This is a genomic window from Novosphingobium aeonii (assembly GCF_052279045.1).
In the GTDB taxonomy this organism is placed as follows: Bacteria; Pseudomonadota; Alphaproteobacteria; order Sphingomonadales; family Sphingomonadaceae; genus Novosphingobium.
This window is the reverse complement of the sequence record NZ_CP176833.1, coordinates 469,154-490,050: the sequence shown is the minus strand read 5'-3', so window position 1 is coordinate 490,050 and position 20,897 is coordinate 469,154. Positions and strand designations below refer to the sequence as shown.

The window sequence follows — 20,897 nt, the reverse complement described above, 5'->3', positions numbered from 1 at the left end:
CCCTTCGGTCAGGTCAGCTTGCGCTCGTCGAGCCCGAGCCCGCGCCCGATTATCTCGCGCATGATCTCGCTGGTGCCGGCGAATATGCGGCTGACACGGGCATCGGTGTACATCCGGCTGATCCGGTACTCGTCCATGTACCCGGCCCCGCCGTGGAGCTGGACGCATTCGTCCATCACGCGGCCCTCCAGTTCGCTCGTGAGCAACTTGGCAGCGGAGGCATCTTCGGCAGTGAGTTCGCCTGCGTTGAGCAGGATCACGCACTGATCCACGTACGTCTGGATCGCATCGAGCTCCGCGCGCATGGAAGCCATCTTGAAGCGCGTATTCTGAAACGCGCCGATCGGCTTTCCGAAGGCCTTGCGCTCTTTCACGTAGTCCAGCGTAAGGTCGAAGGCAGTCTGGGCAGTGGCCATGAAACCGATCGCTGCCACAAGGCGCTCCTGTGCCAGGAAGCGCGCAAGATACTTGAAGCCCTGCGTCGGATCGCCCAGCACGTTTTGCTTGGGCACTTTGACATCGCTGAAGAACAGCTCGGCGGTATCCTGCGCCTTCATACCCATCTTGGCGAGCTTGCGCCCGCGCTCGAAGCCTTCGAAGCCGCGCTCCACCACAAACAGGCCAAGCCCATGGCGGCTGGCCGGATCGGTCCGTGCCGCGACAACAACCAGATCGCCCAAAATGCCGTTGGAAATGTATGTCTTGGCGCCGTTGAGCACCCAGTGATCGTCATGCTCGACCGCGCTCGTGCGCATTCCTGCAAGGTCGCTGCCCGTAGATGGCTCGGTCATCGCCACGGCAAGAATAGTCTCGCCGCTGACGATGCCGGGCATCCAGCGCTCCTTTTGCTCCTGTGTGCCGAGCTTGGCGATGTAGGGCGCGACCAAATCGTTATGGAGATTGATGTAGAAGCCTATGTCGCCGTGGCGCATATTCTCCTCGATGATAATCTGCTCGAAACGAAAATCGTCGATTCCCGCACCCCCGTACCGTTCCTCGGCCCAGGTGCAGAGCAATCCCTGCTCGCCTGCCTTGAGGTAAAGATCGCGATCGACCATGCCCTGTTCGCGAAAGCGTTCGGCATGGGCGCCGACATTGGCGCTCATGAACTTGACGACGCTGTCGCGAAACTGCTCGTGCTCCGGCTCGAAGATCAGGCGCTTCATGCTGGCATGGGCTCCTTGGCCTCGTCGGCGCTTTCGGCAGTGTAGAAGGTCTCGCCGCGCGATGCCTTCTCACGCAGCCACGCGGAAGGCAGGAAACGGGGCCCATATCGCTGGGCAAGGATATCCGCTTCCCCGACGAACGAGCCGATGCCGATCGTATCGATGTAGCTGATCGTTCCGCCGGTCCACGTCGGGAAACCCCACCCATAGATCGCGCCGAGATCGGCGTCCTGCGGTGTTTCCAACACGCCCTCTTCCAGGCAGCGCGCAGTCTCCATCGCCTGGGCAAATAGAAAGCGCTTCTTGAGTTCCTCGATGTCCCAACTGTCATTGACAGGGAAGTGCTCGACGAGCCCCTTCCACAAGTGCTTCTTGCCGCCTTCAGGGTAGTCGTAGAAGGCTCCTCCGGTCTTGCGGCTGGAGCGTCCGATCTCGTCCTTCATCTTGCGCATGACGGCAACGCCGGCCGGCGGAGTATAGGCCTCGCCCTCTTCCGCGATCGCCTGGTCGACGATCTTGAGCGGCAGATCCAGCGTGAGTTCGTCCAGCAGCGCGAGCGGACCGACCGGCATGCCAACTGCCTTGGCGGCATTCTCGATCACTGCCGGTGGCACGCCTTCCGCCAGCATGGCCGCTCCTTCGTGGATCAGCATCTGGAACACGCGGCTGGTATAAAAGCCGCGGCTGTCATTGACGACAATCGGCGTCTTGCGGAGCTGCGCGATGAAATCGAGACCCTTGGCCAGCGTTTCCTTGCTGGTCTGCTTGCCCATGATGACCTCGACCAGACCCATGCGATCGACCGGCGAGAAGAAATGCAGACCGATGAACTGATCCGGGCTTCTCGAAGCCAGCGCCAACTGCGAAATCGGAAGAGTCGAGGTGTTAGAAGCAAAAATGGCTTCGGGCGGCAGCACTGCCTCTGCCTTCTTCGTGGTCTCCGCCTTGATCGCGGTATCCTCGAACACGGCTTCGACGACCAGATCGCAGCCCTGGAGCATGCCGAAATCGTCGGTCGGGACAATGCGGGCAAGAACCGCATCGGCCTTGTCCCGCGTCACCTTGCCTTTTTCGACCAGCTTGTCGAGTACCTTGGCTGAATAGTCCTTGCCCCTTTGTGCCGTCGGCACATCGCGGTCGATCAAGACGACGTCGATGCCGGCATTGGCCGCAACGTAGGCAATTCCCGCACCCATCATCCCCGCGCCCAGCACGCCGACCTTTCGCGCTTCGAACCTGGGATAGCCTGCGGGGCGGCGAGCGCCCTTTTCTGCTGCCAGCTTCGAGATGAAGGTCGTGCGAATGATGTTGCGGGCGACCGGATCGGTTAGCAGCTTAGCAAAGTATTTGCCCTCTACTGCGAGCGCCTTGTCGAACGGCAACTGCAATGCCTGAAACAGCGAATTGAGAATCGCGAGCGGAGCCGGCTGATTATAGCCGCTCTTCGCAAGGCCTCCCGTCGCCATCATGTACGCGGCGGAATCTTCCGGTACCGTGAGCCCTTTCTTCTGAGGCGGAACCCAGCCCTTGACGTCCCACGGCTTGACAGGGTCGGGCCCGCTCGCCAGCCACGTCCGGGCGGTATCGAGAAGTTCCGCTTCGGGAACCACCTGATCCACGATGCCCAGTTTGAGCGCTTCGGCAGGCGCGACGGCGCGGCCGGTCAGAAGCAGGTCGAGCGCCGTTTTCATGCCGGCGATGATACCGAGCCGAACCGTGCCTCCAGATCCGGGAAGGAGACCGACAGTAACTTCGGGGAGGCCGACAGTGGCCTTTGCATCATCGACGAGGATGCGATGATGGCAAGCCAGCGCAAGTTCGAAACCTCCGCCCAGCGCCAAACCATTGATCATTGCAACCCACGGCTTACCCGACTGCTCGATCGCGCGGTGCATGTCGGTCGCCCGCTTCGAGAACGCATAGGCCTCGAGCGGTGTGAGCGTATCGAAGCCATTGACCAGCTGCTTGAGATCCGCGCCGGCCATGAACGACTTCTTGCCCGAGGTCAGGATAACGCCCTTGATGGCGTCGTCCTGCGCGATCTGCCTGGTGGCCTGCGTCATGTCCGCAATGAAGCCGTCGTTGACGACGTTCATCGGACCTTCGGCATCGAGAGTCAGGATCGCGAAGCCGTCTTCGGCCTTCTCCAGTCGCATTGTCTTCATGGGTGTGTCCCGATCTTTTTCTAGGAATGGAGCAGCGTTCAGACGCGCTCGATGATAGCGGCGGTCCCAAGACCATTGGCCGCGCACAGCGTGATGAGGCCGGTTTCGGCGTCGCGGCGTTCCAATTCGTCGAGCACGGTGCCGAGGATCATCGCGCCGGTGGCGCCGAGCGGATGTCCCATGGCGATCGCGCCGCCGTTCACGTTGATCCGGTCGTCGGGAATGTCCATGTCGCGCTGGAAGCGCATAACTACGCTGGCGAAGGCCTCGTTGAGTTCCCAGAGGTCAATGTCCTTGGGCATCATTCCTCCGGCCCGCAAAGCCTTGCGCGAGACCTCCGCAGGGGCCGTCAGCATGATCGTCGGTTCAGAACCGATATTGGCATAGGAACGGACGCGCCCGCGGGGCTTGAGGCCCGCTTTCTCGCCGAACGCCCGTGAGCCGACCAGGACGAGCCCGGAACCGTCGACAATACCGGAGCTGTTGCCGCCGTGATGGACGTAGTCGAGGTCCTCGATCTCGGGGTACCGCGCTTTCGCGACAGCTTCGAAACCGGCTTTCCCGAAGCCTTCGAATGCGGGCTTGAGCTTTGCCAGGCTCTCCAGCGTGGTGCCCGGACGCATGTGCTCATCATGATCGAGCACGACCTCGCCCAGCACGTCCTTCACTGGCACGATGGAATTTCGAAAATAGCCGTTTTCCCAGGCACGGGCCGCCTTGCGCTGGCTCTCGACCGCGAAACGATCGACATCCTCGCGGGTGTAGCCGTCCAGCGTCGCGATGATGTCCGCGCCGATGCCCTGCGGCGCATAATAGTTGCCGAATGCAACTGCCGGGTCCGACGTCCAGGCACCGGAATCATAGCCCATGACCGTTCGGCTCATGGATTCAACGCCGCCCCCGATGCCGGCCTGGATCATGCCGGAATGGACCTGGGCCGCGATGAGACTGACAGCATCGAGGCCAGTCGCGCAAAATCGGTGAATCTGCTGGCCAGCCACCGATTGCGCATAGCCGGCTTGAAGAACTGCCGCGCGCGCCAGGACACCGCCCTGCTCGCCGACCGGCTGCGCCATGCCAATGATAACGTCATCGAGCAAGGCGGTGTCGAGTGCGTTGCGCTCCTGCAAGGCCTTGAGCAGCTGTGTCGCCATTTCGACCGAAGTGATCTCATGCAGCGCGCCATCGGGCCGGCCCTTGCCGCGCGGCGTGCGAACATGATCGTAGATATAGGCTTCCATCGTCATTTCCCGGCCAGTGATCGGTGTTTTCGTGATCCTGCTCTTGGGTCTGGCCAGCCTGTCCGCACCTATCCAACGAAAGGCGCAGGATCGCGGGTTCGCTGCAATCTCGCACTCATCGCGCAGGGACGAACTTTGAGGACGAGCTTTTGTGAGCATGACGGGTGAAGACGACGCCGCAATTCGCATCACCGCGACGACGTTGGGTGATCACCTCTTGGCGGGGTGGGACAAGGGCAAGGACAGGGAGGCCCTGGTTTTTCCGGGCGAACGCAAGAGTTATGACGAAGTCGTGGCCAGTGTTCTGCGCCGCGCGAGGGGGCTAAGGGCGCTCGGGATTCGGCGGGGCGACCATGTCGGCATCTTGCTGCCGTCCAGCATCGAATTCGTCGAAACGCTTTTCGCAAATGCGATGTGCGGTGCCGTCTCGGTTCTCATGAATGCCCGCTACAAGGCACCAGAGATGGCGTACGTGTCGGAGAACGCCGACCTTGCAGCCATCGTCACAAACGATCTTGTCTCTGAACACGTCGACTTCGGTGCGCGGCTTTACGAGGCGTTTGCAGACCTGGCGAGTGCCGACAATCCTGCTCGCCTGTCACTTGCCGCGGCACCGAAGCTTTCCCGCATCATCATGCTTGGCGGTCGTTCGGTTCCCGGCTTCATCGATCAGGCGATGTTCGATGAAGCCGCCGAACAGGTCAGCGAAGACGAGATCCATGCGGCGCGCCTCACTGTTCGCGTGCGTGATACCGCGATGATTCTGTACACCTCCGGCACTTCGGCCAATCCCAAGGGCTGTCTGCTAAGCCATGAAGCCGTGACGCGCGAGGCGAACAACCTGGCGCACTATCGCTGGGCCTTCCAGCCCGGCGAGCGAGCATGGTCGCCGCTGCCGCTTTTCCATATCGCCGCAATGCTCTGCATGCTCGGCGCGATGGAGGTAGGGGGTACCTTCATCGGACAGCCGCATTTCGACGCCGGAGAAAGCCTGCGCCAGATCGAGCAGGAGCGCGTGACGATGATGTTCCTGCCGTTCGTCACATTTCATCAGGCAATGATCGCGCATCCCGATTGGGAAACGTCAGATCTTTCCTCGGTCAGGCTCCAGAACAGCTGCTTTGCCTTCATGCCCGACCGGGTCGGTCAGGCGTACCGGGAGAAGGCTCCCGGTATGTTGCAGGTGGGGACCATGGGCATGACGGAGGCTACAGGAATCGTGACCACGGGCGGCTACGGGATGGAGCCGGAAATGGGCTTCAGAAAGCTCGGTTATCCGCTCGCCGGCATCGAAATGAAAATTATCGACCCTGAAACAGGCTTGGAGAAAGCCGTCGACGAACGGGGCGAGATATTGATCCGCGGTTACAATCTGTTCGACGGATACTACAAAGATCCTGAGAAGACGGCCCAGGCGCTCGACAGCGAGGGCTGGTATCACAGCGCCGACATCGGCTCGATCGATGCGCACGGCCATGTGATGTTTCACGGCAGGTTCAAGGACATGCTCAAGGTGGGCGGCGAGAACGTCGCGGCGGCAGAAGTCGAAGCGGTCCTGGCCGCGCATCCGGCTGTTCGTCTTGCCCAGGTCGTTGGCCTGCCGGACGAGCGGCTGGCCGAAATCCCGGCAGCCTACATCGAGCGGGACGGCGACGTGATTGTCGAGCCGGAGGAATTGATCGCCTTTACCAAGGCGCGCCTTGCCTCGTTCAAGGTGCCCCGGCACATCCGGTTCATCGACGAATGGCCGATGTCGGCATCGAAGATACAGAAGTTCAAGCTGCGCAGCGCGTTGATGGACGAGCTTGGTCTCGAGGACTGATGAGGCGCTGCGCGCAAAGGGAGAATGGAATGCGTGTGGTCATTACTGGTGCAGCCAGCGGCATTGGCCGGGCCTGTGCTGAACTGCTGGCGGCGGGACAAGTGTTGCCCGGCGTGCACTCAATGCTCCTGGCCGACAGGGACGAGGCCAATCTTGGAGCAGTGACGGGCCAAATTGGGGGGGCGACAGGGGGCTGCGTCGTTGACCTTGCCGAGCCCGACAGCGGCGATCGCATCGTCGAGGCTGCACTCGCCCACATGGGCGGTATCGATGCAGTCATCAGCAATGCGGGCATCATCATGGGCGGCGCTCTTGTCGACCAGCCGCTTGCCGACTTCGACCGGATCTTCGCGATAAACACTCGCTCCACCTGGCTGCTAGCAAAGGCCGCGCATCCGCACCTGCGAGCCAGCAAGGGTGCCTTCATTGCAACGGGCTCGATGTCGGGCACCCAGCCTACGCCGGGGCTCGGATTTTATTCGTGCAGCAAGGCGGCGCTTTTGATGCTGATCCGGCAACTCTGCATTGAATGGGGTCCCGATGGCATCCGCTGCAATACCGTCTCTCCCGGTCCTACCTACACGCCGATGACGGCCGCCGGCTACGGTGACAAGACGCGCCGGGAAGAGCGGGAAGCCAGTATACCTTTGCGTAAACTCGGTCTGGCCGAGGATGTCGCCAACGCCATCCTGTTCCTCGCCAGTCCGCAGGCCAGCCACATCAGCGGTATAGATGTGCTTGTCGACGGCGGCATGAGCAACATGCTGATGCCGGCCAGCGGGGGCGGCACGGGCCAGCAAAGGCAACGCTGAAATGGTGTCAGGCGGCCTTGTCATCCAGGAAACGCAGGTTCGCCTCACCCGCCGGGTCGGTCTGTCCATCGATCAGAAGCCTGGCTGTTGCCTCGAGATGGCTCCTGAGGAGAGCGACGGCCCGATCCGCATCCCTGGCAAGCGTGGCTTCGACGATTTCGGCATGCTCATGCACCAGATCCCGCTCGCCGGTTGCGAGCGGAACCGTGAGGTAGCGATATCGTTCGGATTGAGCGTAGAGCCATTCGCGCATGCGCAGCAACCATGGGCTGTCGCAAGCATCGACGAGGGCATGATGGAAGTCGCCATGGGCCTCGGCGTAGTCCTCATTGAGCCGCTCCGGCATGGCGGGATCGCGTGTCGGCGTCTTGCTGAGACGGTGGGCAGCACTCACGATCGTCGATTCCCAATCGAGGCCGCCGCGTTCGATGGCGCGGCGAAGACACTGTCCCTCAATGTCACTCCTCACCATGACGAGGTCTGTCAGATCGGCGATGGAAATCGGCGCTGCCCGAAAGCCTCGCGCATCGTCAAGGACGACGAACCCTTCAGACGTCAGGCGCGACAAGGCCTCTCGGACTGCACCGAGACTGAACCCCAGGTTGTCCGACACGTCTTTGATGTTGATCCGCTCCCCCGGCACAAGGCGGCAGGTCAAGAGATTGTCCCGCAGCCGGCGATAGGCCTGCTCGGTGAGGCTGAGCTTTTTTGTCATCCCAGTCTCCATAGCAGCAACGAAATCCAAGGTAAACGTTAGAGGTATATTTTAGTACTTAGAATATATTTCAGATTGACGAGCCGACCGAGCCACCCCACGGTGCCCGAGTTTGGAAAAGGATCGAATCATGCGCTTGGCAAAAGTTTCGAAGGACGGTCGCATCGGCGTTGCGGTGGACACTGGCTCCGGCATCAAGGCGATTTTCGGCGACGCGGCACTCTACGATCTGGACGACCTTGTCGCTCAGGGCGGCGAAGCGCTCGCAAAGGCGGGCGGCAAAGTCCTGGCCCAGGGAGAGAGCGTCGCGCAAGACGACCTTGAATTTCTGCCGCCGCTTATCAAGGCGCCGAAAATCCTGTGCCTTGGTCTCAACTACAAGGATCACGCTGCCGAAGGCGGCTTCCAGGTTCCCGAATTCCCGACAGTTTTCGGACGGTTCAATTCGAGCCTGATCGGCCACGGCGCGCCGATCATCAAGCCGGCCACATCGGACCAGCTCGATTACGAGGCTGAAATGGTCGCAATCGTCGGCAAGGGCGGAAAGAACATCGGAAAGGAAGACGCGCTGTCCCACATCGTCGCTTACTCGGTGTTCAATGACGGCTCCGTGCGCGACTATCAGCTCAAGACGCCGCAATGGACCGTGGGCAAGAATTTCGACGATACCGGTGCCTTCGGCCCATGGCTGGTCACGGCCGATGAACTGCCCGCGGGCGGCGCTGGGCTCAAGATCGAGACCAGGCTGAACGGGCAGGTCGTTCAGAGCGCCAATACCTCTGACATGGTCTTCGACGTTGTCGATACGGTGTCCTTGCTTTCCACATGCTTCACGCTGGAAGCAGGCGACGTGCTGGTCATGGGCACGCCGTCGGGCATCGGACTTGCCCGCAATCCTCCGCTCTTCATGAAGGACGGGGATGTGTGCGAAGTGGAGATCGAAAAAATCGGCTTGCTGGTCAATCCCATCAAGGCAGCGTGATTTCGGGCCGAGCGATGCGCCAGAACATCGCTCGGCCGCCATGGAGGACAGGATGAACGAGAAAAGCATCGCCAGTCGCCGCGCCAATGTACTTGGTGTCCATTCCATCGATCACTTTGCGGTGGAAGTGCCCGACCTCGACGAGGCACGACGCTTCTACACGCTCTTCGGTCTGGACGTGCGCGAGGCGGATGGCCGGCTCGAACTCTATGCGCAGGGTCATCCGCACAGGTGGGCAGTCCTCAGCCAGGCAGGCGATGCCAAGCGGCTGCGTTATCTCAGCTTCGGGATATTCGCGGATGAGGAGGAGACGTTTCGCGGCCACCTCGAGCGCGCCGGTGTGGAATTCATCCCGGCACCTGACAACGCAGAAGCCAAGGGTATCTGGTTCAGAGGTTTCGACGGCCTTCCCATCAACGTGCGCGTTGCGGAAAAGGCGACGCCTGCCGAAAAAAGCCGCTTCAGCTTCACGAGTTCAGAACCCGGCAAGTCCGGCGCAATTCCCAACAGCAAGGCACCCAAGGTCCACCCCCGCCGTCTTTCGCACTTTGCGATCTTCACCACCGACGTGAACGCCGCGATCGACTTTTATGAGCGGACGCTTGGCCTGCGGCTCTCCGACAAGAGCGAGCCCGCTGTTGCCTTTCTCCATGGTGTCCATGGGAGCGATCACCACTTGCTCGCACTCGTGCTCTCCGACCGCCGCGGTATGCATCACAACAGCTGGGACGTGGGTTCCGTCATGGAAGTGGGTCTCGGCGGCGCAAGCATGGCGCGCGCCGGCTACGGACCCAACTGGGGCCTCGGCCAGCACGTGCTGGGTGCGAACTACTTCTACTACGTGCGCGATCCTTGGGGCAGCTTCAGCGAGTATTCCGCCGACATCGATTTCATTCCTGCGGATGTGGACTGGCCCTCGGCCAACCACGCCCCTGACGACAGCATGTTCCTTTGGGGGCCCGACCCATTCCCCGAATTTATCCAGAACACCGAACCAGCGGAGGCCTGATTGCCATGACCACATTCGTTCTTCTTCACGGCGGCGGCATGGGCGGCTGGACCTGGAAATACGTCCGGGAGATTCTCGAAGCGCAAGGGCACAAGGTCTACACACCGACCTTTACCGGCTTTGGCGAGCGCAGCCATCTCATCGGCCGCGATGTGGGCAACGAGACCCACGTGCGCGACATCGTCAACGTCTTCAAATTCGAAGATCTGCATGACGTCGTGCTGGTAGCGCACAGCTATGCAGGCACCGTGGCGCCGGGTATCATAGCAGAGGTGGGCGACCGCATCGCCAGCATCATCTACCTCGACGCCATTATCGCCCATTCGGGCGAGCGCATCGCCTCGCTGATGGGTTATGTACCCGAGGAACAAGTCGCACAGCTCGATGCATTGCTTGAAGCCGGCGAGGGACCGATCGGTTCGGGCGTCGACGAGATGCAGCGTGCGGCTGCCAAGGAGCATCCGCACCTCATGGATCCCGCACGGGAAAAGTGGCTGCTCGACAACCTTTCTGACCAGCCAATGAAGGCGACAGCGGGCGCCATCGCCAAGGGCAGCGAAACCATCGCAAGACCGGTGGACTATATCGCCGCCGCCGTGACCGTAATGACGGCGATGCACGAGCGCGCGCGCGCGCTCGGCTGGAACATTCACGAACATCCCGGCGACCATGCTCTGCTGGTGGGCGATCCCGAAGGCACCACCGGCCTGATCCTTAAAATCGCCGGATTGAAGGTAGAAGCATGAATCCCGCAGAACTGTTCTCGGTGAAGGACCGCATCGCCGTCGTGACGGGCGGCTCCGGCGGCATCGGGCGCCATATAGCGACCGGCTTCGCGGCCGCCGGCGCCAAGGTCTATATCTGCGCGCGGACCGAGGCCAAAGTGCTCGATGCCGCCCGGGAAATCAGCACCTCGACCGGGGGTCAATGCATCGGGCTAACCGCTGATGTCTCATCCCTGGAGGGAGTGGACGCTCTCGTCGCCCGCGTGAGTGAAGCCGAGAATGCGCTTCATATCCTGGTCAACAATGCCGGTGCGATGGCCGAGGCGCCTATCGACGATTACAGCGAGCAGGACTGGGACCAGGTCATGGATCTCAACCTGAAGGCACCGTTCTTCCTGCTTCAGAAATTTCTCCCTCTACTGCGCGCCGGCGGGACAAAGGAACGGCCGGCATCCCTCATCAACATCGGCTCGGTAGGCGCTCTCAAGGTCGGTCCCAAGGAGAACTACGCCTACCAGGCATCCAAAGGTGCGATCCACTGGCTGGCGAAGGGTCTCGCCAAACGACTGGGCCGCGATAACATCACGGCCAATGTCATCGCACCCGGCTTCTTCGAGACGGAGATGACCGTCATCACGTCCGACGAGATGAGAAAAATGGTCGAAGGCATGGTGCCGCGCGGGCGGACCGGTACTGCGGAAGACCTCGCGGGCGCCGCTATCTATCTGGCCTCACGCGCCGGAGCATACGTGACAGGATCGGTCATTCCGGTCGAAGGTGGATTGTCGATCTGATATGACCCAGCCCCATTTCATCGCCATCGGCGGCACCATGCGCGCCATGTCATCGACCGAACGCGCCTTGCGCAAGGCGCTAGCTATCGCGCAGGAGCGCGGCGCTCGCACTACCATCCTTTCGGGCGAGGACATCAATTTCCCCCCGTATGCACCGGAAAACCAGGAGCGCTCCGACGCAGCACGGCGTTACGTCGAACTGCTTCGGACCGCCGATGGCATCATCATCGGTTCGCCGGGCTATCACGGTGCGATATCGGGCTTCGTCAAGAACGCGCTCGACTACGTCGAGGATACGAACCGGGACAATCGCTGCTATTTCGACGGCCTGCCGGTCGGTGCAATCGCCACGGCTGCAGGCTGGCAGGCTGCGGTTGGAACGCTTCAGCAGCTTCGCAGCATAACCCATGCTTTGCGCGGATGGCCCACACCTCTCGGGGTTGCGATCAACACGGTCGGAACCGAGGGCGATCCCATCGAACAGGCGCCCGTCACCAGCCAGCTAACCATGATGGTAGACCAGATGTTTCGCTTCCACGCAGGGCCGACCCTATAGGACGATAGGTTCTGAGCGCACCGGATGGGTGCCAATTGGGAGCGCAAGAGAACAGGAAGTACAATGGATTTTTCGCTCACCGACGAGCAGCAGGCCTTCCGTGACGTGGTGCGCCGATGGGTCGATGCAGAAGCCCCGAAGGACTGGATGCGTACGCTCGAAGCCGACGAGGAAAACTACCCTTACGCGCTTTGGGACAAGCTGGCAGAGCAAGGCTTTTTCGGCATCGGCATCCCGGAAGAATATGACGGGCTTGGCGGCGACGTCATGATGCAGATGATCTTCGCCCGCGAGTTTGCCCGCACCGCGGGGGGGCTGCTCTGGGTGTGGGGCCTTACCTCGTTCGGAGGCGCCAAGACGATCGGCGCGGTGGGAACCGAAGAGCAGAAGAACCGCTGGCTGAGGCCGATGGCGCAGGGCAAGCTTCGCGTCTCGCTGTCGATGACCGAACCCGATGGCGGGACCGATGTCCTGGGCGCGATGAAGACTTACGCGGACAAGGTCGAGGGCGGCTGGAGGTTGAAGGGGGCCAAGATGTGGACGACGGCCGCCAAGGCGGCTGACCGGCTTCTTGTCCTCGCTCGGACGGATCGCAATGTCGAAAAGAAGCATCACGGCCTCACGATGTTCTTCGTCGATGCCAAATCTCCCGGCATTACCTGCTCGCTACTGCCCAAGCTTGGCATGCGGGCGATGGGTTCGTGCGAAGTCCATTACGACGATGTCTTCGTCCCGGATGAGGACGTGCTCGGGGAACCGGGGCAGGCGTGGTACGCAATGCTGCCGACGCTCAACAACGAGCGTATCATGGTCGGCGCGCAGTGCCTCGGTGCGATAGACGGCGTACTTGAAGACGCGCTCGACTACATGAAGCAGCGCAAGGCGTTCGGGGGCATCATCGGCCGCTTTCAGATCCTTCAACACTACGTCGCGGATATCGCCACCTGGCAAAAAACGACCGAATTGCTGCTCAACAACGTCGCATGGATGCAAGCCAACGGCATGCCCTGCGGTGTCGAGGCGAACATGCTCAAGATGGTCGCCACTGAAAATGCAGTAAAAGCGGCCGATCTAGGCATCCAGATCCTGGGCGGCATGGGCTATTCCGCAGAGACGGACATGCAACGCTACTGGCGGGATCATCGGATCCTGAGAATGACGCCAATCAGCAACGAGATGGTTCGCAACACGATTGCCGAAAGCCTCGGGCTGCCCCGCTCTTTCTGAAGGAAATGGCCATGAGCGATCTCGACGATCTGCCCCCTGCCCCGGACGCTGCCGGCACCTCTCTTGACGGCAGCGCGATCTTCACGATCAGTGCCGAGGAAAACGCTGCGCTGTGCCGTTCGACCGGCATCGAGCCGGCGCCTGACGGCACTGCGCATCCGATCTACTACTACATCGCGACCCAGGTCGCGATGGGCAAGACGGTGGCCGGCGTATGCGAGGCCTGCGAATTCGACGTCGAGGACGGTCCGATGATGGGCTCGAGCGGCGTAACGTTCGACGCCCCTCTGAAGGTGGGCGAAAGCTACAGGGTCACCGGCGAAATCCTCGATCTCGTCCGCAAGCGCAGCCGCAAGCTCGGCGTCATGGACGTACTGACCTACCGGCTCCGTTTGCACCTGCTGGACGGCACCAAAGTGCTTGAAACCGACAACGTGTGGGTACTGCCCCGCAAGGAGTTTGCGGCATGACATACGACGTTGGAGACGATCTGCCTTCCTTCACCATCGAACGCGTCAGCTCCGATGCAATGAAGCAGTGGGCGGTCTTTCTCGCGGATCCCAATCCGATCCATCTCGACGTCGAAGTCGTGAAGGCGAAGGGCCTGGGCAACCGCGTCATCAACCAGGGGCCAATCAACGTGGCCTACATGATGAACATGCTCATGCGTGCCTTCCCCAAAGGCCGGATTTCGAAGATGGATTCGCGCTTTCTGGACAATGTCTATGGCGAGGATCGCGCTGTCGTCACCGGCAAGGTCACGGCGATCGATGGAAGCACGGTCACTTGCGAATTCAAGCTCGACGTGGACGGGCGCGGTACCGTCAATTCCGGCACAGCAACAATAGAAATCTGAAGATTCTCCAGGAGAGAGATTATGCCTAGCGGACCTTTTGCCCACGTTTGCATGGTCGTACGCGACCTCGACACCGCCATCGAGAACTGGACCAAGATCCTGCGCGTTCTCGACCCTGCATCGCTGGAAGAGCGTATCGTCAAGTACGACGAATTCTCGAGCGGTGCGGATGCAGGCATGCGGTGGGCCACTTTCGTCAACAATGGCGGAACCGAAATCCAGTTCATCCAGCCCTCTCCGGGAACGCCAATGGGCGACCGCCTCGAAAAGGTCGGCGAGCACGTGCATCACTTCTGCTTTGCTACGGACGACGTACCGGGCGCGATGGAGAAGTTGGCCGCAGAAGGCATTCAGGTGCTTGGCGGCGGCAAGACCTACAACGACCCGGACATGACCTGGCAGAAATGGAGCTGGGTGGGCCCGAAAAGCACCCATGGCTGCCTTATCGAGGTCGCCTCGCCCTACGAGAGCAGGAACGACGGCAAGTGGCACCATGCGCCGGGCAAGTTCGCCTACCGCGGACCCGGAGAGCATCCTTCCTTTGCAGAACTGGTACCCCCGGTCGCGGCAGCGTGATCGGCAGACTTGCGCATGATCACCGCTTCCCAAACTACGTGGCCCGGTGACCATCTCGACATGGTAGCCGATGCCTTCGGCGACCCTGTTGCTCCTGCAGTGTGCTTCTTCCATGGCGGCGGCCAAAGCCGCCGCTCATGGACGCGTTCGGCACGGCGGACGGCGGAGGCCGGCTACTATGCACTTTCGTTCGATTTGCGCGGGCATGGCGAGAGCGGCTGGGCGGCCGATGGCGACTATGAGCTGGAAGCCTACGGGCGCGATGTGGAAGCCATCGTCACCCGTCTCTCCAGGCCCGTTGCGCTGGTCGGCGCATCGCGAGGCGGCCAATCGGCACTGGTCGGCGGTTCGCGTCATCCCGATCTCGTCAGGCTCATCATGCTGGCGGACGTGGCGCCGCTGATCGTCGATGACGGCGTGGATGGCATTCGCGATTTCTTTCGCAGCAGCGACGCCGGCTTTGCGACGCTGGATGACGCAGCCGATGCTCTGCATCGCCATTTGGGCCAACCGCGCGTTGCCCATGTATCCGGGCTGGCCAAGTCGATGCGGAAGCAAGACGGCCGGCTGTTCTGGCATTGGGATCCGCGCACAACCGCACCCGAATTCCTGCATCCGCCTTCTGAACGCGCAGCCCTGTTCGCAGCGGCCGGCAGGGTGAAATCACCGGTCGTGCTGGTGAAGGCGCAGCTCAGCGAACTTGTCTCGGACGAGAGCGTTCGCCATTTCAAAAGCCTCACACCGCAATTGGAGGTCGAAATCGCCGAGGGTGTCGGTCACATGTTCACAGGCGACCAGAACGATGCCTTCGCAGCTCGACTGCTGCGCCATCTGGCCGAGTATCTGCCCTTATGAACCGGGGAGCCGCAATAGTCATTGGCGGAACCGGCGGCCTCGGGAGCGAGATATGCAGGCAGCTTGCGTCTGACTGGAACGGCGTCGCCATTGGATATCGTTCCAGCCAGGAGCGAGCCCTCGCAGTCGCCGAAACAATGGGCGGAAACGGCGGCACCCTCGCGGTCCGTTGCGACCTTTCTGACAATGCTTCGATTCAGGAGGCCATGCGCCGCACCGTGGAGCGGTTCGGAGCAATCGGGACCGTCGTTTACGCCAGCGGCGTCGAAATTCCGCAGCCATTCGTCAGTCAGATCGTCGAACAGCAATGGCGCGAAGTCATCGAGATCGAACTGATGGGTTTCACCCGCGTGGTTGCCCATGCCCTGCCGCACTTCCGGACGCAGGGCTTCGGCAATTTCGTCGCGGTCGTATCGGTTGCCAATTACTGCTTCCCCCCTGGCGATGCGCTTTCATCGGTTCCCAAAGCCGGTATCGAGGCTCTTTGCCGGGCTGTTGCGAAAGAAGAAGGGCGATACGGCATCAGGGCGAACATGGTCGCACCAGGCATCATCGATGCAGGGCTTGGCGCCGAATTTCTTTCAACTCTCTACACACCGGACATCTGGGAATCCCAGCGCAAGCGGATCGCGCTCCAGAGCTTTGGCAGCGCAGGCGATATCGCCAACGCCGTGGCCTTCCTCGCGTCGGCGCGTGCAGGTTACGTGACGGGTCAGACCCTCATCGTCGACGGCGGCTTCAGCCTCTGAAACAGGATAGCAACCGTGTCCAAATTAACGCTGTCGATACCCGTTGCACCCGCGATCGAATTCGCGCAGCCACTCACGGTTGCCGCTACGCTGGCCCTGCCCGAAACCGTGCCTTCAGATGCTCTCGACCTGCTCGTCTGCCTTCATGGCGCATCGTACAGTCGCTGGTACTGGGATGCACGGATTGACGGTCACCCCGGCTACAGCTTCATCGATTACTTCCTCTCCCAGGGAAAGGCCGTCCTCACCCTCGACGCGCTGGGCATGGGGGATAGTTCCAAGCCACTCGATGAAGGACTGCTAAATCCCCTGCTCGGCGCGCAGGCGCACCATCAGGCGCTTGCAAACATCCTGTGCCGGATCGACGCTGGAGATTTCGGCGCCGAGCTTGCAGCGAAGCGCAAACGGATCAGCGGCATCGGTCACTCCATGGGCGGAATGCTCACGATCATTCAGCAGGCCTCGTTTCGCAGCTTCGATCAGGTTGCGATCCTTGGGTTCACCAATATCAGCCTCGATCTGCCGGACGAAGTGCGTGCAGATCTCGAAAAGCGGGTCGAAGGCAGTGGCTACAGTCAAGCGGATCGGGGTTCGATGCGCGCGAGTTTCCACGCCCCTGACGTGCCTGAGGCCGTCATTGCCGCCGACAATTCCCGCGCCTCGGTCACGCCCAACAGCTACGGCCGGCTGGCTATCGTGCCCGGCGGCGTGGCGGATCAGGCAGCAGCGATCGATGTTCCCGTCTATCTGCATTTCGCGGACATTGACGTCAGTCCGGATCCGCTTCTTGAGCCGTCGTTCTACGGCAAGTCGCGCCGTATCAGCCTGATGCCGCTCGCTGGTTCTGCGCATTGCCATAACTTCGCCTCGACGCGCAGCGACAGCTGGACGAAACTCAACGGCTGGATCGATGAGATGGCCAAGCCGGGCGAATGAGACGCCAGCTGCTACTGCGAAACTCTCAGCGTTAAGGACGCCGATACCCCGAGGCACCCGAGAGACCCACGTCAAACCCTTGTCGAGCTATACCGCAAGTCCCGCTCTAAGATTGGGCCTTTTCACACCCCGACCGCCCGACAACGCAGGCGGCCGGGGCATGCTCGATCACTTGTAGGGATCAACCGGCTGAGGCACATCGATCACTTCGAGGTCCTTCAGCATCGAAAGCACGTCGGAGATCGAATAGATGTGGTCGATCTTGTCGCCGCGGAAACGCAGCCAGGAGAACCACAGGACGTTGAGTTCGTTTCCGGTCGGCTGAACACCCATGTAGGGACCGCCGGTGTGCTTGCCGTAGTGATGGCAGAGCACGCAGACCTCATCGTCGCCGCGACCCCATGCCTTCAAAGTCCGGTAAGTGCTGGGCGGGAACGTCTTGTAGAGGCCCTGCGGCGAGGTCTTCCAGATGTGGTAGGTGCCAAGATCCGGCCGGTTCGGATTGTCATACGTCATGGTGTCGGTGTTGAAGAAGGCATCCATGCCGTCCCAATCGCCCCGATTGATGACTTCGTGCAAGTCCATCCATTGCGTGACCATGAAAGCCTGCCGCTCAGTCAGTCCGGCTGTGATTTCGGCCCGCTTCTCCTTGGACAGGAAGAAATCGGCTTCAGTGAACGGGGCCAGGCCCATCAGTAGTCTCCTTGCTTGATATCTGGCCCGCCCAACGCGCAGGCCGTAACCCGTCATCCCGATCCCCGCACCTGCTGCCACCTACCCAACGAAAGGCGGCCAAGACGAACGCCCGTGCGATCGCACCATATCGAACGGAGGAGAGGCCATGACCCTGAGCATGCAGGAAATGTCCGACAGGTTTGAACTGCAGGACCTGATCGTGGGATATTGTTATGCCGTGGACAATCGCGATTGGGACGCGCTTGACGAGTTCTTCACGCAAGACGCGCTGATAGACTATTCAGAAATGGTGGGCGTGCGCGGCGGACTGACCGAGATCAAGCAATTCCTCGTGGAGGGGCTATCTCCCATTCTCGCCTACCAGCACGCAGTGTCGACCACAAAATACGCTATCGATGGCGATACCGCCCAGACCAAGACGGTATGCTACAATCCGATGACCGTCTCGCAGGGGCAATCGAGCGACACGCTCGTATTTGGCCTCTGGTATATTCACGACTTTATCCGGGCCGAGCAGGGCTGGAAGATCAGCCGCCTTTACGAACAGAAATGCTACCGGATCAATGTCCCGGACTGGCTGGCTGAACAACTTCCGTCCTGAGTTCGCGCTCACTTTCCATCCTGAGACCCAAGGCGGTGACATGCGACGCCTATTCAATCACGCTTTCCTGGTGCTGCTGGGCGCAACAGGCGGTACCCTGACAGTCCTTGGCGCCCAGCTCGCCTTGCTGGGTGGATCGCCCTGGTATCTGCTGAGCGGCCTTGTCATGCTTGTCTGCGCAGTTCTGGGATGGCGGAGGGACGCAAAGTCTGCGCTGCTCTATTGGGTATTTCTCGGTGTGAACTTATGCTGGGCGCTGTGGGAGTGCGGCCTCGATGGCTGGGCACTGGCGCCGCGGATCGCAATGCCGACTGTCATGGGTCTCTACATGCTGACAGGTTGGTACCGCCGGCATGTAGGCCAGCAGGCAGCCCTGCCCGGCGGCGGCCTACTTTGGCCTGGCCTCGCGGTAATCGGGATAGCCGGGATCGGGGCGGCGTTCTGGGCTGACCGCACACCTGCTGCCACAAGCACAGCTTGGGGACCGCCACCAGCAGCTTCGGAAGAAGGTGACTGGATTGCCTACGGCAACGACCGCGGAGGCTCGCGCTATTCACCGCTTGGTCAGATCACACCAGCAAACGTCGGCAATCTGAAACCCGTCTGGAGTTACCATACGGGCAAACTGACAAGCGGCAAGCAGGGCACGGCCTTTCAAACCAATCCCCTCAAGATCGGCGATCGCTTGTTCATTTGCGCGGGCAACAATGATGTAATCGCACTCGACCCTGAAACCGGCCGCCAGCTCTGGCGTCACTCGCCAAGGACAAACCTCGAAGGCGTTTACGGCCTTGTATGCCGCGGCGTGACATATTACCGCGTGCCCGGCGCGACGGGCACCTGCTCAGAACGTATCTATACCGCTACGCTGGATGCTCGGCTTTTGGCGCTCGATGCTGCCACGGGACAGTCCTGCGGCGCCTTCGGACAGAACGGCCAGGTGGATCTCACCAAGGGCCTTGGGTCCGTCGAAAAGGGCTATTACTTCGTCACTTCGCCCCCGGCGCTGGTTCGCGGACGGCTGGTCGTCGGCGGCTGGATCATCGACGGTCAGCGAACGCAGGAGCCTTCGGGCGTCATCCGCGCGTTCGATGCTGTTTCGGGCGAGTTTTCGTGGGCATTCGATATTGGCCGCCCGGACGATCACGGTTCACCGGAACCAGGCGCGACATTCACAAGAGGCACGCCGAATAGCTGGGCTCCGATGAGTTCCGATGAAGCTCTGGGGCTCGTCTATGTGCCAACCGGAAACGCAACGCCTGACTACTTCGGCGGCCACCGCACGGCGCTGGACGATCGCTACTCCAGCGCTGTTGTCGCACTTGACGCCCAGACAGGAGCAGTCCGCTGGTCGTTCCAGACGACACATCACGATCTTTGGGATTACGATGTTGCGGCGCAACCTACTCTCTTCGACCTGCCCGGCGGCATCCATGGACTTGTACAACCCACAAAGCGGGGGCAGATCTTCGTCCTGGACCGCATGACGGGTAAACCCCTACTGCCGGTAATGGAACGCGCTGTTCCCCGCGGAGCGGTCGCCGGTGAGCGACTATCTCCCACCCAGCCCTTTTCCGCCGCGATGCCAAGTTTCGGCGGCCCGGCTCCCACGGAAAAGAGCATGTGGGGGCTCACGCCGATCGATCAGGCATTGTGCCGCATCCGCTTTCGGCAAGCCCGTTTCGAAGGCGAAATGACCCCCCTCTCGACAGACCGCTTCACGATTACGTGGCCTGGCTACCTTGGGGGGATCGACTGGGGCGGTGTCTCCGTCGATGTGAGACGCGGCCTCATGATCGTCAACAACAACCAGGTCGCCAACTACAACCGCCTCATTTCCCGAGCGGAGGCGGATCGGCGCGGCATCAAGCCGATGAATGCAGCGCACATGAGCAATGTGGGAGGTCCAGCGGCTCAACAGGGCGTGCCTTACGCCGCGCAAATCGCACCCTTTCTTTCGCCGCTCGCGATCCCGTGTCAGCAGCCGCCCTATGGCAGGATCAACGCCGTCGATCTCAGAACCGGCAAGCTGGTATGGTCTCGTACCTTGGGCTCATCGCGCGACAGCGGGCCGCTGGCTCTGCCTTCGCTCGTACCGATACCTATGGGGGTGCCGAACATTGGCGGATCTCTAACGACTTCGAGCGGCCTCACCTTCATCGGCGCAACTCAGGAGCACGTATTTCGCGCCCTTGCGACGGAAAGTGGGCAGGTGTTGTGGAAAGCACGGTTGCCAGCCGGCGGCAATGCATCGCCGACCACGTATTGGTCCCGGCCCAGCGGACGCCAATTTGTCGTCATCGCGGCCGGCGGCCATGCAGCCATGCTGTCTGGAACGAGTGACGAACTGATCGCTTATGCTCTGCCGACGAAATGATGGGCCAGAAAAATCGGAAAAATAGGGGCGTGTCCCC

Annotated in this window: 21 protein-coding genes; 16 read left to right on the top strand and 5 right to left on the bottom strand. The window is 61.2% G+C overall.

The annotated features are described in order from the left end of the window. Positions 1-8 precede the first annotated feature (8 nt). From ACLIMP_RS17875 to ACLIMP_RS17865, 3 genes are read right to left on the bottom strand one after another with little or no spacing between them, the layout of a single operon-like run. Positions 9-1,166, bottom strand: coding sequence for an acyl-CoA dehydrogenase family protein (locus tag ACLIMP_RS17875; RefSeq protein ID WP_133085049.1), 1,158 nt, complete (start codon positions 1,164-1,166; stop codon positions 9-11). Beyond that, positions 1,163-3,322, bottom strand: a complete 2,160-nt coding sequence (locus ACLIMP_RS17870; protein WP_443478901.1) for a 3-hydroxyacyl-CoA dehydrogenase NAD-binding domain-containing protein — start codon at positions 3,320-3,322, stop codon at positions 1,163-1,165. The genes ACLIMP_RS17875 and ACLIMP_RS17870 overlap by 4 nt, the downstream gene beginning before the upstream one ends. Positions 3,323-3,369: 47 nt before the next feature. Then, on the bottom strand, positions 3,370-4,572 hold the full coding sequence (locus ACLIMP_RS17865) for an acetyl-CoA C-acetyltransferase (protein ID WP_133085048.1): 1,203 nt from the start codon (positions 4,570-4,572) through the stop codon (positions 3,370-3,372). A 157-nt stretch (positions 4,573-4,729) separates the two neighbouring features. Between ACLIMP_RS17865 and ACLIMP_RS17860 the strand changes: the two genes are divergently transcribed. Further along, positions 4,730-6,394 (top strand): class I adenylate-forming enzyme family protein, encoded by a 1,665-nt coding sequence (locus tag ACLIMP_RS17860; protein ID WP_443478708.1) that lies wholly within the window; start codon positions 4,730-4,732, stop codon positions 6,392-6,394. 29 nt (positions 6,395-6,423) lie between these two features. Continuing rightward, the gene (locus ACLIMP_RS17855) at positions 6,424-7,206 is read left to right on the top strand and encodes an SDR family NAD(P)-dependent oxidoreductase (protein ID WP_443478707.1); all 783 of its coding nucleotides are present in this window, start codon (positions 6,424-6,426) and stop codon (positions 7,204-7,206) included. 7 nt (positions 7,207-7,213) lie between these two features. Here ACLIMP_RS17855 and ACLIMP_RS17850 read toward each other — a convergent pair whose 3' ends face one another. Beyond that, a complete protein-coding gene (locus ACLIMP_RS17850; protein WP_443478706.1) occupies positions 7,214-7,921 on the bottom strand; it encodes a GntR family transcriptional regulator in 708 nt (235 codons plus the stop codon). Between the two features lie 130 nt (positions 7,922-8,051). Here ACLIMP_RS17850 and ACLIMP_RS17845 point away from each other — a divergent pair, with 130 nt between their 5' ends. The 12 genes from ACLIMP_RS17845 (at position 8,052) to ACLIMP_RS17790 (ending at position 17,186) form a co-directional block, all read left to right on the top strand. Next, a complete protein-coding gene (locus ACLIMP_RS17845; protein WP_133085045.1) occupies positions 8,052-8,903 on the top strand; it encodes a fumarylacetoacetate hydrolase family protein in 852 nt (283 codons plus the stop codon). Positions 8,904-8,955: 52 nt separating this feature from the next. Then, positions 8,956-9,912, top strand: a complete 957-nt coding sequence (locus tag ACLIMP_RS17840; RefSeq protein WP_443478705.1) for a VOC family protein — start codon at positions 8,956-8,958, stop codon at positions 9,910-9,912. Positions 9,913-9,917: 5 nt separating this feature from the next. Then, complete coding sequence (locus tag ACLIMP_RS17835) at positions 9,918-10,658, top strand: alpha/beta fold hydrolase (protein WP_443478704.1); 741 nt, start codon at positions 9,918-9,920, stop codon at positions 10,656-10,658. 20 nt (positions 10,659-10,678) lie between these two features. After that, the gene (locus ACLIMP_RS17830) at positions 10,679-11,431 is read left to right on the top strand and encodes an SDR family oxidoreductase (protein WP_236549401.1); all 753 of its coding nucleotides are present in this window, start codon (positions 10,679-10,681) and stop codon (positions 11,429-11,431) included. A 1-nt stretch (position 11,432) separates the two neighbouring features. After that, positions 11,433-11,987: an NADPH-dependent FMN reductase gene (locus tag ACLIMP_RS17825; protein WP_443478703.1), complete on the top strand. Its 555-nt coding sequence runs from the start codon at positions 11,433-11,435 to the stop codon at positions 11,985-11,987. A gap of 63 nt (positions 11,988-12,050) precedes the next feature. Continuing rightward, complete coding sequence (locus tag ACLIMP_RS17820) at positions 12,051-13,214, top strand: acyl-CoA dehydrogenase family protein (RefSeq protein WP_133085040.1); 1,164 nt, start codon at positions 12,051-12,053, stop codon at positions 13,212-13,214. An 11-nt stretch (positions 13,215-13,225) separates the two neighbouring features. After that, positions 13,226-13,684 (top strand): hypothetical protein, encoded by a 459-nt coding sequence (locus tag ACLIMP_RS17815; RefSeq protein ID WP_395335254.1) that lies wholly within the window; start codon positions 13,226-13,228, stop codon positions 13,682-13,684. Further along, positions 13,681-14,070 carry a MaoC family dehydratase gene (locus tag ACLIMP_RS17810; protein ID WP_443478702.1) on the top strand — a complete coding sequence of 130 codons (390 nt, stop codon included), beginning with the start codon at positions 13,681-13,683 and terminating at the stop codon, positions 14,068-14,070. The genes ACLIMP_RS17815 and ACLIMP_RS17810 overlap by 4 nt, the downstream gene beginning before the upstream one ends. A gap of 21 nt (positions 14,071-14,091) precedes the next feature. Then, positions 14,092-14,646 carry a VOC family protein gene (locus ACLIMP_RS17805; protein ID WP_443478701.1) on the top strand — a complete coding sequence of 185 codons (555 nt, stop codon included), beginning with the start codon at positions 14,092-14,094 and terminating at the stop codon, positions 14,644-14,646. 15 nt (positions 14,647-14,661) lie between these two features. Continuing rightward, positions 14,662-15,501 (top strand): alpha/beta fold hydrolase, encoded by an 840-nt coding sequence (locus ACLIMP_RS17800; RefSeq protein ID WP_443478700.1) that lies wholly within the window; start codon positions 14,662-14,664, stop codon positions 15,499-15,501. Further along, entirely contained in the window at positions 15,498-16,250 is a 753-nt protein-coding gene (locus ACLIMP_RS17795; RefSeq protein WP_443478699.1) for an SDR family NAD(P)-dependent oxidoreductase, read from the top strand. Before ACLIMP_RS17800 ends, ACLIMP_RS17795 begins: the two co-directional genes overlap by 4 nt. 15 nt (positions 16,251-16,265) lie before the next feature. Further along, positions 16,266-17,186, top strand: a complete 921-nt coding sequence (locus tag ACLIMP_RS17790; protein ID WP_443478698.1) for an alpha/beta fold hydrolase — start codon at positions 16,266-16,268, stop codon at positions 17,184-17,186. Between the two features lie 168 nt (positions 17,187-17,354). Here ACLIMP_RS17790 and ACLIMP_RS17785 read toward each other — a convergent pair whose 3' ends face one another. Then, positions 17,355-17,879 carry an ester cyclase gene (locus ACLIMP_RS17785; RefSeq protein WP_443478697.1) on the bottom strand — a complete coding sequence of 175 codons (525 nt, stop codon included), beginning with the start codon at positions 17,877-17,879 and terminating at the stop codon, positions 17,355-17,357. Positions 17,880-18,027: 148 nt separating this feature from the next. Between ACLIMP_RS17785 and ACLIMP_RS17780 the strand changes: the two genes are divergently transcribed. Then, positions 18,028-18,483 (top strand): nuclear transport factor 2 family protein, encoded by a 456-nt coding sequence (locus tag ACLIMP_RS17780; RefSeq protein ID WP_443478696.1) that lies wholly within the window; start codon positions 18,028-18,030, stop codon positions 18,481-18,483. Beyond that, positions 18,446-20,860, top strand: a complete 2,415-nt coding sequence (locus ACLIMP_RS17775) for a membrane-bound PQQ-dependent dehydrogenase, glucose/quinate/shikimate family (protein ID WP_443478695.1) — start codon at positions 18,446-18,448, stop codon at positions 20,858-20,860. The genes ACLIMP_RS17780 and ACLIMP_RS17775 overlap by 38 nt, the downstream gene beginning before the upstream one ends. Positions 20,861-20,897 lie beyond the last annotated feature (37 nt).